General features: G+C 36.2%; 15 protein-coding genes. 4 read left to right on the forward strand and 11 right to left on the reverse strand.

Annotation, left to right across the window (positions count from 1 at the left end):
- Positions 1-75 precede the first annotated feature (75 nt).
- Both ACQ2HF_RS07995 and ACQ2HF_RS08000 read right to left on the reverse strand, forming a co-directional pair.
- Positions 76-681 carry a hypothetical protein gene (locus ACQ2HF_RS07995; RefSeq protein ID WP_432413001.1) on the reverse strand — a complete coding sequence of 202 codons (606 nt, stop codon included), beginning with the start codon at positions 679-681 and terminating at the stop codon, positions 76-78.
- Positions 682-745: 64 nt separating this feature from the next.
- Entirely contained in the window at positions 746-1,141 is a 396-nt protein-coding gene (locus ACQ2HF_RS08000; protein ID WP_432413002.1) for a hypothetical protein, read from the reverse strand.
- A gap of 126 nt (positions 1,142-1,267) precedes the next feature.
- Between ACQ2HF_RS08000 and ACQ2HF_RS08005 the strand changes: the two genes are divergently transcribed.
- Together ACQ2HF_RS08005 and ACQ2HF_RS08010 are read left to right on the forward strand one after the other, a co-directional pair.
- The gene (locus ACQ2HF_RS08005) at positions 1,268-1,717 is read left to right on the forward strand and encodes an Lrp/AsnC family transcriptional regulator (protein ID WP_432413003.1); all 450 of its coding nucleotides are present in this window, start codon (positions 1,268-1,270) and stop codon (positions 1,715-1,717) included.
- 117 nt (positions 1,718-1,834) lie between these two features.
- Positions 1,835-2,047 (forward strand): hypothetical protein, encoded by a 213-nt coding sequence (locus ACQ2HF_RS08010; protein WP_432413004.1) that lies wholly within the window; start codon positions 1,835-1,837, stop codon positions 2,045-2,047.
- Between the two features lie 430 nt (positions 2,048-2,477).
- Here the strand turns inward: ACQ2HF_RS08010 and ACQ2HF_RS08015 are convergent, their stop codons facing one another.
- The 3 genes from ACQ2HF_RS08015 to ACQ2HF_RS08025 form a co-directional block, all read right to left on the reverse strand.
- On the reverse strand, positions 2,478-3,704 hold the full coding sequence (locus ACQ2HF_RS08015; protein ID WP_432413005.1) for an MDR family MFS transporter: 1,227 nt from the start codon (positions 3,702-3,704) through the stop codon (positions 2,478-2,480).
- Between the two features lie 212 nt (positions 3,705-3,916).
- Complete coding sequence (crcB, locus tag ACQ2HF_RS08020) at positions 3,917-4,288, reverse strand: fluoride efflux transporter CrcB (protein ID WP_432413006.1); 372 nt, start codon at positions 4,286-4,288, stop codon at positions 3,917-3,919.
- Positions 4,288-5,346 (reverse strand): SRPBCC family protein, encoded by a 1,059-nt coding sequence (locus tag ACQ2HF_RS08025; protein WP_432413007.1) that lies wholly within the window; start codon positions 5,344-5,346, stop codon positions 4,288-4,290. The genes crcB and ACQ2HF_RS08025 overlap by 1 nt, the downstream gene beginning before the upstream one ends.
- A 138-nt stretch (positions 5,347-5,484) precedes the next feature.
- Here ACQ2HF_RS08025 and ACQ2HF_RS08030 point away from each other — a divergent pair, with 138 nt between their 5' ends.
- Positions 5,485-7,512 carry a dipeptidyl-peptidase 3 family protein gene (locus tag ACQ2HF_RS08030; protein WP_432413008.1) on the forward strand — a complete coding sequence of 676 codons (2,028 nt, stop codon included), beginning with the start codon at positions 5,485-5,487 and terminating at the stop codon, positions 7,510-7,512.
- Positions 7,513-7,591: 79 nt separating this feature from the next.
- Here ACQ2HF_RS08030 and ACQ2HF_RS08035 read toward each other — a convergent pair whose 3' ends face one another.
- The 6 genes from ACQ2HF_RS08035 to ACQ2HF_RS08060 all read right to left on the reverse strand — a co-directional run bounded on the left by ACQ2HF_RS08035 (position 7,592) and on the right by ACQ2HF_RS08060 (position 12,558).
- The gene (locus ACQ2HF_RS08035) at positions 7,592-8,419 is read right to left on the reverse strand and encodes a hypothetical protein (RefSeq protein ID WP_432413009.1); all 828 of its coding nucleotides are present in this window, start codon (positions 8,417-8,419) and stop codon (positions 7,592-7,594) included.
- A 74-nt stretch (positions 8,420-8,493) separates the two neighbouring features.
- Positions 8,494-8,877 (reverse strand): response regulator transcription factor, encoded by a 384-nt coding sequence (locus ACQ2HF_RS08040; RefSeq protein ID WP_432413010.1) that lies wholly within the window; start codon positions 8,875-8,877, stop codon positions 8,494-8,496.
- A gap of 57 nt (positions 8,878-8,934) precedes the next feature.
- Complete coding sequence (locus tag ACQ2HF_RS08045; protein WP_432413011.1) at positions 8,935-9,561, reverse strand: response regulator transcription factor; 627 nt, start codon at positions 9,559-9,561, stop codon at positions 8,935-8,937.
- Positions 9,558-11,411 (reverse strand): sensor histidine kinase, encoded by a 1,854-nt coding sequence (locus ACQ2HF_RS08050; RefSeq protein ID WP_432413012.1) that lies wholly within the window; start codon positions 11,409-11,411, stop codon positions 9,558-9,560. Before ACQ2HF_RS08050 ends, ACQ2HF_RS08045 begins: the two co-directional genes overlap by 4 nt.
- Positions 11,412-11,419: 8 nt before the next feature.
- Positions 11,420-12,136 carry a hypothetical protein gene (locus ACQ2HF_RS08055; protein WP_432413013.1) on the reverse strand — a complete coding sequence of 239 codons (717 nt, stop codon included), beginning with the start codon at positions 12,134-12,136 and terminating at the stop codon, positions 11,420-11,422.
- A gap of 233 nt (positions 12,137-12,369) precedes the next feature.
- On the reverse strand, positions 12,370-12,558 hold the full coding sequence (locus ACQ2HF_RS08060; protein WP_432413014.1) for a hypothetical protein: 189 nt from the start codon (positions 12,556-12,558) through the stop codon (positions 12,370-12,372).
- 124 nt (positions 12,559-12,682) lie between these two features.
- Here ACQ2HF_RS08060 and ACQ2HF_RS08065 point away from each other — a divergent pair, with 124 nt between their 5' ends.
- Positions 12,683-13,075: a hypothetical protein gene (locus ACQ2HF_RS08065; RefSeq protein ID WP_432413015.1), complete on the forward strand. Its 393-nt coding sequence runs from the start codon at positions 12,683-12,685 to the stop codon at positions 13,073-13,075.
- Positions 13,076-13,077: the final 2 nt, after the last annotated feature.

The following is a 13,077-nucleotide window of genomic DNA, read 5'->3' on the forward strand; positions in this document are numbered from 1 at the left end:
GATGATCCTAATTTATTTCAGAATATAAAGTTGTACAGGGATATCAATTATGGTGTGTCTTACAATGTGGGGGCCTTATTTCATGTTTTCATCATCATCTTCATCACTTTCATCTTCATCTAAATCTTCATCATCGTATAGATAAAATGAAGTGTCTAAATATTCCAAGGGGTTGAAGGGGATGTCGTCTTCGGGGTCGTGATCATTGTAATTTACACCAGGCGGATTGAATAAACCCCATCGATCTATGCTATAGTTAAAAGGATCGAAGGTCTTTACCCATTCTGCAAATACAACACGAAATATTTCGATTTCGTTTCGAAGTAGGTCTAGATATTCGGTTTCTTTATATCCATTGATTTGTAGGCTCCGTGCATCTGTTATTAATTCTTTGGCCGCTTTTCTTATAATGGTAGCATTCTCCATTTTTAGGTCATACATTTCAACCGCTTCGGCTCCTGATATTTTAGCAGGAATTACTGTAGCATTTTGCATTAGATGATCCAAACTACTTTGAATCCATTCTTTTTGAATTGATGCGTGATCCCCTTTAAAAGTAATATCTGTATTTTCAACGGCTTGTACAATACGGAGTACCAATATTCTTATTTCTTCAGCTTTAAGAAATACAGGTATATTCCGTGCTGCATCACGGTTGGAGCTATCTTCGTTGGTAAACATAGTTTTTGGTTTTACTACTTTAAATGTAGTGCAAAGAACACCTTAAAAAAGAAGAATTTAAATATTATAGCGTCAACATCCAATTACGTTGTAATTTTCTGAATTTTTTTAGCTCTTTACGGAGTATGGGCAAAAAGTCCTTGCCATTGCTATGGGTTCTCTCCAGACGTTCACAATTTCGGTACAAGGCATTGGTAAGTCTTGTTATAGAGGCTATGTGTTTTTCTTTTGACTCTGAAAAGGCTTGCTGTTCAGCTTTTAAAATTTGTGGAGCGAGTGAAACAGATTGTTGTACAATATCGCCTGTAAAATAAATATGTTCCTGCTCTGTCCCATCTTCATTTAGCGCACTAAAATCGTGGATAAAATATTGAGAGATATTTCGGGACAATGCAAAAATTTCCTGTGCCTTTTTATAAATGGCAGTTTGTGGAAAATGAGTGTGTGCTTTAGGTAACACGATACGTATAGTAATTCAATTAATTTTCTCAAATTTAGTAAGATATATAGAGTTTTGTATATCTATTTTAAGGTAAAATGCTATTTTTGATTTAAATATTAAATTAATTTTTAAAAAATCTTTAAAATGAAATTAGATGCGCTCAATTGGAAAATCCTTAAGCACCTTCAGCAAAATGCCAGAGTAAGTAATTCTGAAATAGGCAGGCAAGTTGGAATAAGTTCTCCAGCAGTTTCAGAACGGATAAAGAAGATGGAGGATGGTGGAATTATACATAGTTATAGAACCGTGATTTCTCCATTTGAAGCAGGGTATCAACTAAAGGCTATTATCACCTTAAGAGCTTTTATGGGAAAATTAAAACCATTTTTGGAAAAGGTAAAAACGTATGAGGAAGTACTTAATTGCTATAGAATAACAGGTAATGAAAATATTGTGATGGAAGTGGTGCTTCGAAATCAAAAACATTTAGAGACCTTTATAGATCAGCTTATTTCTTATGGCGAAACAAAAACACAAATCGTGCTATCTCATGTCGTTGCAAACAATAGTATCCAGCAGGTAAAACCATCTTAAAAGTTAAAGAAATTAGTATAGTATGTACTCTTCGTTAAAAAATATACAATTGTAATTTTGTTAATAATTCTGCTGGTGATTATATAGTAATTTAGTATAAAATTAATTGATACAGCCATGAAAAAATATACGATACACTTCTTACTTCTTACTATAATAACATTTGCACTTGGATTTTCAGGAATTGAATTCGCAGGAGCTTCTGTTATTCGTTTTATATGCCTAATTGCAGGTATTGGTCTCATGATCTCTTGTTTAGATGCTGTTATTTTATCTAAGCAAAACAGAAGGTTGAGAAAAACCTTAAAAGCTGAAAAAATTAGAAAATAATCCTACTTATGATTATGTAATTACTGTGGGTCGCCTCTTATAGGTTCCATTATATTACTAGCCTACCCCGAAAGGGAGTAGGCTATTTTTTTGCCGTATTAATACTCACCTATACAAACTGCTATTTCAAAAATTTTCATTCCACCAGCAGATAGCAAATGTTCTCTTTTTATAAAAAAAATGTCATTCTGTATGTTCAAAACTGTTTCTGAAAAACGGTGTTATTAATTTAGAATTACAAATACCTTTCATAAATAAAGTATAAGAGTGAAGTCTATACTGTCTAGCTTTGTAAGGTGTCTTTTCCCTGATTTTTTTTCAGTTAGATTGCTATTTTATTTTCCTGAATATTTCTCTTCTTCGGAAATTTCTGCGTAGGCGAATAAACGTATCGCTACCAATAGCTACAGGTTGTTTTGTATAGTTAGATTTATGATGTTAGTGCTAAAACACTCCTTTTCTTAACCTTTTTGTGAAGCCAAAGTGTCATAATAGAGACTATAATGAGTATCACAACAATGATGAACCAGGTGTTTCTATATCCAAACTGATCTACTAAATTCATTCCACCATTATGGCCAAATATATGCGAAACTGAAAAGCTCATACTGAATAGTCCCATATAACTTCCTTTTCGCCCCTTGGGAGCCATTTCTAATGCCAGGGCGTTAGAAAATGGAGAGCCAATCATTTCGCCCAAGGTCATTAAAACCATCCCAATTATTAAAACAGCAAAGGCATCACTCAAGTTGAAAACCAGAAAACTGAGCGCTAAAAAAACCATTCCCCAGAATGTAGCCATCGTTTTTGAAATATTGATACGCTCCAGCCACCCTACAAGCGGCATTTCAAAGGCTACGATTAGTATGCCATTTAAGAATAGGATGGCACCAATTACATCTTCAGATAAGAAATAGGCTTGTTCATAATACAAGGGCACTACCGAAAAATACTGCACAAACATCATCGTGCTAAATATCATGATTACAATAAGGAGCAGGAATATTCCATTTTTGTAGGGTGATATACCTTCTTTTACTTTTACAACTTCGGGCTCCTCGGTTGTTCTTCTTTTAGGTTTCAGTAAAACAAATAGTAATATGGCTGCTAAAATGCAAGTAACCCCATCTATCCAAAAAAGTGAATTGTAATTAATACGGGCAATGATGATACCTCCAATCACGGGTCCAATAGAGAAGCCAAGATTAATTGCTAGTCTTATAAGTGCGATGCTTCGCGTGATGTTTTTAGGCTTGCTATAGGCGTCGCAGGCTACGAAAATGGCGGGCCTATATGCATCTGCCACAAAAATAAGCGCAAAGATTCCTGCACAGAAACCATAAAATGATTCCATAAATTGGAGGCCAATAAATCCCAGGCCGCCTAAAAATAAGCTTGTTGTAATTACTTTGTAAGCGCCAATGGTATCGGTTAATTTACCACCTACCCAAGTGCCGGCAAGAGAACCCAAACCAAAGCACGTCATAATCCATCCTACTTGTGGTAACGTGAACCCTTTTGAATTTACAAGATACAGTGATAGAAAAGGAATCACCATCGCCCCTGCACGGTTAATGAAAGTGACAAGTGAAAGCAGCCATATTTCTTTGGACAAGCCAGAGAAGTTGTCTATATAGTTTGTGTAGAGCTTTCTCATAATTATTAGGGAGTGTATAAAAATAAAACGTCCCGCGGTGAGGCGGAACGTTTTTATATTGAATTATGTTATAGTTTCATTGTCAATATATACCTATTCCGCAATTTTTATTTCTCACGACAGTGTTTTTTTTAAAATAGATGTATGTTTTCATTTTGGTATTGTGTTCTTTCAAAAGTAGCCAAAAATTATAGACAACTTTGAAATTGGTATTAAATTAATCGCACCAACCAAATTCCAAAGAAAACCGCTGCAAAACCAAAAATAAAGCTAGCAATGGTATAGATGGCAAAAGAAGTAAAATCTCCTGATTTTAAAAATATGTGATTTTCATACGCAAAGGTTGAGAATGTTGTAAAACCACCACAAAAACCCGTGGCTAAAAATAGAATTGTATTTTGTGATAACGCCTCGTTTTTTGCAGCCAAGCCCAGTATGATTCCTATAAACAAACTCCCCAGAATGTTGGCCAAAAAAGTTCCGTAAGGGATTCCTGTATTATTACTGTTGAGATAGGATCCCACAATATAACGCAAGCTACTCCCTAGACCACCACCTAAAAAAACCAAAAATAGCTGTTTCATTATTGAGCTTCTTCCTCCGGAACTAAAACAGGCATGTATATTTCGGTTACGTAGTTTGCAGGGTTGGCTACTTCTTCGGGATCTGTAACATATACTTCAAACATCTTAGCGGTGGGATGGGGTTGTAAACCATTTTGTGATAAATAAGCTTTTGCTTGAGCATATGCTTTTGGAAGATTATCATAATTACCTCTCAACGTAGTTTTTAATGCTGAAACAGGCTCCATAAATCCAGAAACAACAGTACTGCCTTCTGGCGTAATTACTCGATCTCTTATAGGAATACACGCTGAAAAGATAACAGTTCCATTTGCTTCGTCTATTAGATTATACAATGTAAAGGGCTTGCCAGCAACAGGTATGTTGTTGGCTTCCATAAACCCCGTTACCTGCCCCATCATAGCACCCATTTTTGCTTTAATATCGCTCATTTTTGCTGAGGTTGTGTTATACATATAATAGCCACCACCGTGCTGGGCAATGCCATCTACGTTTACGGTAAACTTTGTCATTGCTTCTGTCACTTCGGTGTTTAGGTTGGTAAGACCTTGGTCGAACATAGTTCCGAGCGACTTTTCAAAATCTTCGGAGCCAAAACTCATAAATACTTTTTCCATAAAAGAATGCTCACCTTTCATTCCCCACGTAACTTTTGTGGTATTGAGGGTTTCGTCTTCTTCGAATTTCCAATACACATCATTCTCGCTACCTCCAGCTGGAGTGTTGAAGATTATTTTTTGCTCAATTTCTTTATTAGGAATTACCCTGGTAATTTTCATGGAACCATCGCCCATTTCTTCACTTTTCCATGAATAAGAAGCACCTTCACCTTCGGTTTTTTCGGCATAGCTTAGTTCTATATTTTCATCTTCTGTCATCCAGGGACCCCATGTTTGCCAATTTTTGAAGTCCTTTACATTGTTGTAGATAACTTCGGCAGGAGCATTTATAGTCTTTGTTTTAACTACATTAAAAGAGCCGTCTTTGGTGGCAAAATAAATAGCACCGCCAATTACTACAATTAAAAGTAAGAAAAAGAGGTATTTTAAGATTTTCATTCTAGGGAATATTTCTGATTGTAAATGCTAAGATAATCAAATTTGCGACCTCTTTTGACTTCTGTAAGGTGGTAACTTCAGAATTTAAATTTTCAGAATTAAATTTTGCTACATTTGTAAAAATCAAAAATACATATCATGAAGAACTATTTTTTAATGGCTTTTGCCATGTTTGGTTTCTTATTTCTATCGTGTGACGATACAAAAAAAGAGGAATTAAAAGAAGAAACTGCAGAAATGAAAACAGATGACTTTGAGTATCAGGTTGAGCAGTTTGCAGATATTAAATTATTGCGTTATCAAATACCAAGTTGGGAAGACCTTACTTTAAAGGAGCAAAAGCTGGTATATTACCTTACGCAAGCAGGTCTTGCCGGACGTGATATTATGTGGGCGCAAAACTACCGTCACAACCTAGCTATTAGAACTGCTTTGGAAAACGTATACCAAAACTACACAGGTGATAAAAGCACCGATGATTGGAAGAATTTTGAAATTTATTTAAAGCGAGTTTGGTTCAGTAATGGTATTCATCACCATTATAGCAATGCGAAGTTAAAGCCAGATTTCAGTAAAGAATATTTACAACAATTACTTACTGAAACCAATAGTACTTTAGAAGGAGAAGCTTTGGAAGTTATTTTTAACGATACAGATAATAAAAAAGTAAACCTTAGTAAAGATGCCGATATCGTATTGGAAAGTGCCATTAACTTTTATGGACCAGATGTTACAACAGCAGATGTTGAGAAATTTTACGGTGCCATCAAGGTAAATGCCGAAGAGCCTATTGAAGTGGGTCTTAACACACGTTTGGTTAAAGAAAACGGTCAACTAAAAGAACAAGTTTACAAAATTGGTGGCCTATACAGCGCAGCTATTGAAAATGTTGTGAAGTGGTTGGAAAAAGCACAAGGTGTTCCTGAAAACCCAAAGCAAGCCGAAACGTTAGGCTTATTGATAGAATATTATAAAACTGGAAGCCTAGATACTTGGGATGATTATGCAGTTTCTTGGGTAAAAACAACCGAAGGAAATATAGACTGGATCAACGGTTTTATCGAAGTGTATAACGATCCGAAAGGATATAAAGGTTCTTACGAGACCATTGTGCAAATTAAAGATTTCGATATGTCCAAAAAAATGGCTGTGCTTTCTACTGAAGCACAATGGTTTGAGGATAACTCGCCGCTAATGGCAGAGCATAAAAAAGATAGTGTTACTGGGGTTTCTTACAAAACTGTAATTGTAGCAGGAGAAGCTGGTGATGCATCGCCAAGCACGCCCATAGGTGTTAATTTACCAAATAACAACTGGATACGCCAAAAGCACGGCAGTAAATCTGTTTCTTTAGGCAATATAATTAATGCTTACAATAATGCAGGTGGCTCGGGACGTTTAAAAGAATTTGCAAATGATGAAGAGGAAATTAGATTAGAAGAAAAATACGGTCAATTAGCCGATAAATTACACACGGCACTGCACGAAGTAGTAGGCCATGCTTCTGGAAAGATAAACAAAGGGGTAGGTACACCAAAAGAAACTTTAAAAAGTTACAAATCTACTATTGAGGAAGGTCGTGCAGACTTATTTGGCCTGTATTATTTAATGGATCCAAAGTTAGAAGAACTAGGTCTGGTAGAAAACTGGAAAGAAACTGGTATGGCTGCGTATGATGGGTATATTCGTAATGGACTCATTGGACAATTAGTTCGTTTAAATCTTGGAGATGAAGTAGAGGAGGCGCATATGCGTAATAGACAATGGGTAAGTGCCTGGGTATTTGAAAAAGGAGAAGCAGACAACGTAATTGCAAAAGTAGAGCGTGATGGTAAGACGTATTACGATATACAGGATTACGATAAGTTACGTACCTTATTTGGACAGTTACTAAAGGAAACGCAGCGTATTACTTCTGAAGGAGATTACGAAGCTGGAAAAGCACTCGTTGAAAATTACGGAGTAAAAGTAGATCAAGTACTACATAAGCAAGTTTTAGACAGAAATGCACAGTTTAAATCTGCTCCTTACAGTGGTTTTGTAAACCCTGTGTTGGTTCCTAAAATGAATGACAACGGAGAGATTGAAAGTTTTACCATAGAACAACCTGATACATTCGAAGGGCAAATGCTTAATTACAGTAAAAATTACGGGTATTTAAAATAGACTAAATTCCCAAAAATTTAATATTAAAAAACCTCCTTGCGATTACGTAAGGAGGTTTTTTAATTTGGTTAAATAATTTTTAGTCGCCTAGCTGAAATAAAGTACATCTGTTTTCATCAATACCTACAGTTCCACTCCAACTTGCGCCAGAGCAACTAGCTGTAAAGCTGTAAGTTCCTGGGGCTAAGTCGTCAAAATTTCCTCCCCAAGTATAGTTGCCACAATCGCCAGGACCATTTGAAAAATATCCTGATATAGATGCCGAACCTTCTCCGCTTAAATTCACGGTTATAATACCGCAACCTAGATCAGTTTGTCTCCAAAATTTAACTTTTCCAGGAATAGGATCTCCGCCGCCAGTACCACCGCCGCCAGTGCCTCCGCCACCAGTACCTCCGCCACCAGTGCCACCGCCACCAGTGCCACCACCGCCACCACCGCCAGTGCCACCACCACCAGTACCGCCGCCTCCGGTAGAAACCAGTTGTAAATTTTCAACTAAAACGACATCACATTCTTGCGGACTTAAATTTACGCTTCCTTCACGAATTTCGTCACCACCATTCCCTATAGCTCTTACAAAGTGCGTACCTGAGTCGAAAATTCGTCCTGGATTTTCTGGAGCCCCGCAGAATGCGCCGTTAGGAAAATAAACGTCTAGCCTGCCAACAAATTCGTTGTCAATATAGATGTCATATTCGTTATTCAAATCTACTTCTGCAGCTACATCTATTTGACCTTTTTCACGACCGCCATAAAAGTAGCTACAGGAACCGTCGTCATTTACTGCCTCACTGTTGTAGGTGTCACTTAGTGGGTCTGTACAGCCAGAAATTGGTTCATCTTTTTCACAATTTGTTAGAAAAAGACAAAGAATAAGTAAGCTAAGTATTTTTAAGGATTTCATAATATTATGTTAATTGATTAAGGTTTAAAAGTATGTGATAGATTTACTGAACACAATACCCAATACTGGGGATTTTAGGATGTAAAGTTTTCGTGGGCGTATTGAAAAGCAGCTTTTTGTAGCTTGCCGCTTCCTTTTAAGGATAGTTTTTTTATAATATTTTTTCTGTGGGTGCCTACGGTTTCTTTACTAATGGTAAGTAGAGAAGATATTTCTTGAGAGTTAAAACCAAGACCAATAAGATTGAAAATTTGCGTCTCGCGCTGGGTGAGTTTTTGAGTGTGATTAAATTTTTTATGAATCAATAATAACAGAAATACCGTTTTTTCTAAAAGCTTTTTACTTTCTGAAACATTTTTAAAAGCATTTATTACAGAAATGGTCTCCTCCAGAGTAAGATTGGCTTTATTTTTTTCGGCATCCTTTATAACGGATATGATTTTTTTTGAAAAATTCATATCTCAAAAATACGTGTGGGAAGCAATTTGTAAAATACCCACTATTGGGGATTTTTACTAAAAGTCGTACTTTTTTTCCAAAGCATACCGTAAGAGTTCGCCCTTGCCAGACAAGCCTAACTTACGAATCATGTTTTTTCTGTGTTTTTCTACAGTGGAGACTGCTGTAAAACGGGCAGCTGCAATTTCGCTTGTGGTTTTACCTTTCCCTATTAAAGTGAGTATCTCGCGTTCGCTTTTGGAAAGTATACTTTTGTTGGAAGAAATATTCTTTTTTGTGGTAGTGTAAGAAGGGTCTATGGCCTTGTCAAAAAATGTGCCTCCACCATGTACTGCCCTAATGGCTGTGAGTACCTCTTCTAAAGGAGAGTTTTTAAGTAAATATCCCCTTGCACCAGCTTTAATCATTTGTTTTATTGCGTCTTCTTGGTCAAACATACTAAATGCAATTATCCCAATAGTTGGATATTGAGTTATAATACTTCCGGTAGCGGTAATTCCATCTATTTTGGGCATCTTTATATCCATAAGGATAACATCTGGTTTTACATTGTGTACTAATTGCAGTAAAGCTTTCCCATCATTTGCAGTACCCACAAGAGCAATGTCTTCTTCGTATTTTAGGAGTAACTCTATCCCATCAATAAGTGATTGGTGATCTTCGGCTATGGCGACTTTTATCATAAAGGAATGTCTATTAAAATGGTGGCTCCTTTCCCTAATGTTGAGTCTATCTCGAGGGTGCCTTCAATATGTTCAATACGTTTTTCTATACTCGAAAGTCCCATGCTATCTTTTTTCAGAATGCTACGGGGGTTAAAACCAGTGCCGTTGTCTTCAATTATTATATTGAGTGAATCTTCGTACTGATTTATGGAAATGGAGGCTTCGGTTGCTTGAGAATGTTTAATGATATTGGTTACTAACTCTTGAATGATTCTGAAAATTGTAATTTCTAAGGAGTTCTCTAACCTTTCTTCTAAGCCGAAATCCTCCACCTCAATACGTAACCCATTAATGCCTGAGGCATTTTTGGCTAGTTTTTGCACGGCTGGTAGTAAACCGTTTTTAGCAATTACGCCGCTGTTTTTAACGTGCGCCATCGCACGGATTTCGGCATAAGCATCTTCCAGTAACTTCCCGGTTTTTGTAAAGAGTTCATCGGTTTGGTCGCCCATGTCTCTGTTTTTGGAAAGGTGATAAAATTGTAATTTTGCAGCTGCAAGCGTAGCGCCAACACTGTCGTGAAGATCGCTTGCCAAGCGCTGGCGTTCTTTTTCTTGACCCGCTATCATCGCATCAATCGTGGTGAGTTCTTGATTTTTTAGAATTTTCTCTTTTTTCTGTAATTCTAGTTCGTGTTCTTGTTCTGCAATACGTTGTTTGCGTTTGGTGTTTTTGTAGACCAATATAGAAATCACAATTATGAAAAGTAATATGCCTCCTAAAGCGATGGCCACATTTTTGTTGCGTAATGTATCTTCTTTAACTATAATAAGTTGCCTCTCTTTTTCTGCTGCTTGGTATTTTACCTCAAGATCGTTAAACAGATTGTTCTGTGCAGCTTTTTCGATGGCTGCCATAGAAACTCTATATTTCATGCTTTGATCGTAGGCCTGCAAATAGTTCCCATTTGCAGAGTCTATAACAGATTGTTGGTAGTAGCCAAGAGATTCAAATTTAAGATCTATGCTTGAAAATTTATGCGCTGTGGCGCTATCTTTAAATTTTTTTGCCTTGTCATAATCCATTTCTAACAACGCAATTCTAGTCATAAAACAATACACTTGGTTAAGCCTGGATCCCTTATAGCCATAGGGTATAGAGCTTAACTTGTCAACAGCTCTGTAGGCATAGAACCATACACTATCCAATTGCTTGGTTTCTTCAAAATAACTTGCAAAAACAGTTTCTGATACTCCTTGAAGATAGGGAACATTGTTCTTCTTAAAATAGTTGGTAAGCCATACATAAGAATCCGGATCCCAATTTTCAGTCTGGTAATTTTTAAAATTTAGGATGAGATTGAAATAATGAAAATATGCTAGTTCGTGATCGTCGTAAGCAACAGTTTTATAACGAGCTAAAAAGGGTTTGTAGGTTTTATTGTTGTATAAGTAATGGAGCCTGTGTAATATAAGTATTCTTTTAAGCGCTTCTGAAATAAGTTGCTCATTCTCTAACGCATCGGCAAGACTCAAGGCAGCTTTATAATTATCGCTGGCTTTTTCATTCAAATCTAACGTGTTGTAGCAATAATAATCGCCTAAATTTAAATAGTAAAGAAAATCCCCAAACCCTTGGTCGTTGGGTTTAGAGAGATGTGGCGCAGATTTAAATAAAAGACTTTCCTTATTAAATCTTTTACGAAAAGCGATTTGCCAAATGGCTGCTTGATGACTCTCTTTTGGTAAGTCTGAAATTTGTTTTTCTGCCGCATCAAGTTTGTAAAGACGTAGGTTGTCTACGAATTCTTTCTCTTGACCGTAAACGCAAAAGGAAAGAAAAATGAATAGTATGGTAAAGTACTTCATCTAAAATTTTATACAATGTAGATGTCGGACATCTTTTGTTTGCAACGTGGATCTCCTACACGCCCAACATCCAATAATTTTTCATCTAGGTCTTCAGAATTATTTGTAGTAATTACCCTTATGCCACTTGCGGCGTTTGTAATAGCAATAACTTCACGAAGTTCATGCGTATCATCACGGTTGCTAATTTCTTCACCATCTCTCACTTGGTATTTATGATCCACAAAAAAAGCATCATTTTTTTCTACATTATCAATATTTGAGAACTTGTTTTCGGCTGGAAGATACTGTACCAAAATTTCTAATAGGTCGCCGTTATAAAGTGTGAGCGGTTCCTTATCTGAAATGGTTTCCGAAGCTTCAAACGAATTGTTTAAAGATTGAAGAATTACAAAAAGTTTTATATGCCTTTTTGAAAATCCATCAATTTTAAATTCGTTCATCTCATTATTTTCGTCAAATTCTTTAATGTAAACAGTTGAAATTTTAGTGATTCCCAGCGTAATTGCGCCAGAATAATTTTGAATACGCATACTAAGTTCTCCAACGTCAAAAAAATCTTTATATACCTTGTCCATGTCTTTAGGCTTAAAATCTGCAAATAAACCATATTGAGTGCCATACGCTTGATCCGAATACACAGGGTTTAATGTTGCTTGTGTGCCGTAAAGCGGGTCTGTGCCACTTCTTAACATTAAATTAAATCTTAAATTTTCGTGAGCCATGAGTATCGATTTTTTAAATTTTGGTTAGTGGAAACAAGTAATGAATAATTAAGGTACTAAAACATACCCAATAAAGGGTATATTTTTAAAGCGACATTCAGGGAGCGTGTAAATCAAAAAAATGAGATACTATATAAAGTAGCTTTATGTATTAGTTTGTGATAAGATAAAAGTAAGAATCTAATGTGGCAAACTACTATTTTCTTAAAAAATTTGTAGGAGAAGGTAACGAGTTACTCTTTCAGTAAAGACTTAGCTGCGAGTAAAATCAAAAAGAAAATAACAAATCCAACCAATACCCAAACATTTCCTTTGTAGTATTTCTTGTGTAATTTTTTGTCTTTACGGTAGCTTATAGCAACAATAATTACAAATGCAATAAAAAAGCAAATGGCAAAAATAAGTTGTCCGGTTGAGATCATTCTAAAAGTACTTATGAACTGCAAAAATACAGCTTAAATACAAACTCTAGTTGAAAAGTTTCCTGCAATTAGGGCATGGATATAACCTACTTTCAATATTTTTAGCACTTATAAAATTAGAAGAATGAAAAACAAAATAGCCGCCGTACACAAATTTCATACAGCTTTTGGTCTGGGAATTAATGAAACTCCAATCGCAGATCTAGGAATAAAAAAGAACTTGTTGCGCTACGAACTCATGCGAGAAGAAAATGAAGAGTATCTGGAAGCTGCCAATACGAACGACCTGGTTGAAGTGGCCGACGCTCTAGGGGATATGCTGTACATACTTTGCGGAACCATTATAGAACACGGTATGCAACACAAAATTGAAGAAGTGTTTAATGAAATTCAGCGAAGTAATATGAGTAAGTTAGGAGCAGACGGCAAACCCATCTACCGGGAAGACGGGAAAGTATTGAAAGGCCCCAGCTATTTTAAGCCAGACTTACAGAAAATTTTAGATAAGCAGGGTTAGGT

It is taken from the genome of Rasiella sp. SM2506, from assembly GCF_050859505.1.
Classification (GTDB): domain Bacteria; phylum Bacteroidota; class Bacteroidia; order Flavobacteriales; family Flavobacteriaceae; genus Marinirhabdus.

Coding starts and splice junctions, on each gene's coding strand:
- crcB (WP_432413006.1), bottom strand. CDS start 4,288: ATGAAACAGCTATTTTTGGTTTTTTTAGGTGGTGGTCTAGGGAGTAGC.
- ACQ2HF_RS08065 (WP_432413015.1), top strand. CDS start 12,683: ATGAAAAACAAAATAGCCGCCGTACACAAATTTCATACAGCTTTTGGT.
- ACQ2HF_RS08055 (WP_432413013.1), bottom strand. CDS start 12,136: ATGGCTCACGAAAATTTAAGATTTAATTTAATGTTAAGAAGTGGCACA.
- ACQ2HF_RS08060 (WP_432413014.1), bottom strand. CDS start 12,558: ATGATCTCAACCGGACAACTTATTTTTGCCATTTGCTTTTTTATTGCA.
- ACQ2HF_RS08015 (WP_432413005.1), bottom strand. CDS start 3,704: ATGAGAAAGCTCTACACAAACTATATAGACAACTTCTCTGGCTTGTCC.
- ACQ2HF_RS08010 (WP_432413004.1), top strand. CDS start 1,835: ATGAAAAAATATACGATACACTTCTTACTTCTTACTATAATAACATTT.
- ACQ2HF_RS07995 (WP_432413001.1), bottom strand. CDS start 681: ATGTTTACCAACGAAGATAGCTCCAACCGTGATGCAGCACGGAATATA.
- ACQ2HF_RS08030 (WP_432413008.1), top strand. CDS start 5,485: ATGAAGAACTATTTTTTAATGGCTTTTGCCATGTTTGGTTTCTTATTT.
- ACQ2HF_RS08045 (WP_432413011.1), bottom strand. CDS start 9,561: ATGATAAAAGTCGCCATAGCCGAAGATCACCAATCACTTATTGATGGG.
- ACQ2HF_RS08040 (WP_432413010.1), bottom strand. CDS start 8,877: ATGAATTTTTCAAAAAAAATCATATCCGTTATAAAGGATGCCGAAAAA.
- ACQ2HF_RS08050 (WP_432413012.1), bottom strand. CDS start 11,411: ATGAAGTACTTTACCATACTATTCATTTTTCTTTCCTTTTGCGTTTAC.
- ACQ2HF_RS08005 (WP_432413003.1), top strand. CDS start 1,268: ATGAAATTAGATGCGCTCAATTGGAAAATCCTTAAGCACCTTCAGCAA.
- ACQ2HF_RS08035 (WP_432413009.1), bottom strand. CDS start 8,419: ATGAAATCCTTAAAAATACTTAGCTTACTTATTCTTTGTCTTTTTCTA.
- ACQ2HF_RS08025 (WP_432413007.1), bottom strand. CDS start 5,346: ATGAAAATCTTAAAATACCTCTTTTTCTTACTTTTAATTGTAGTAATT.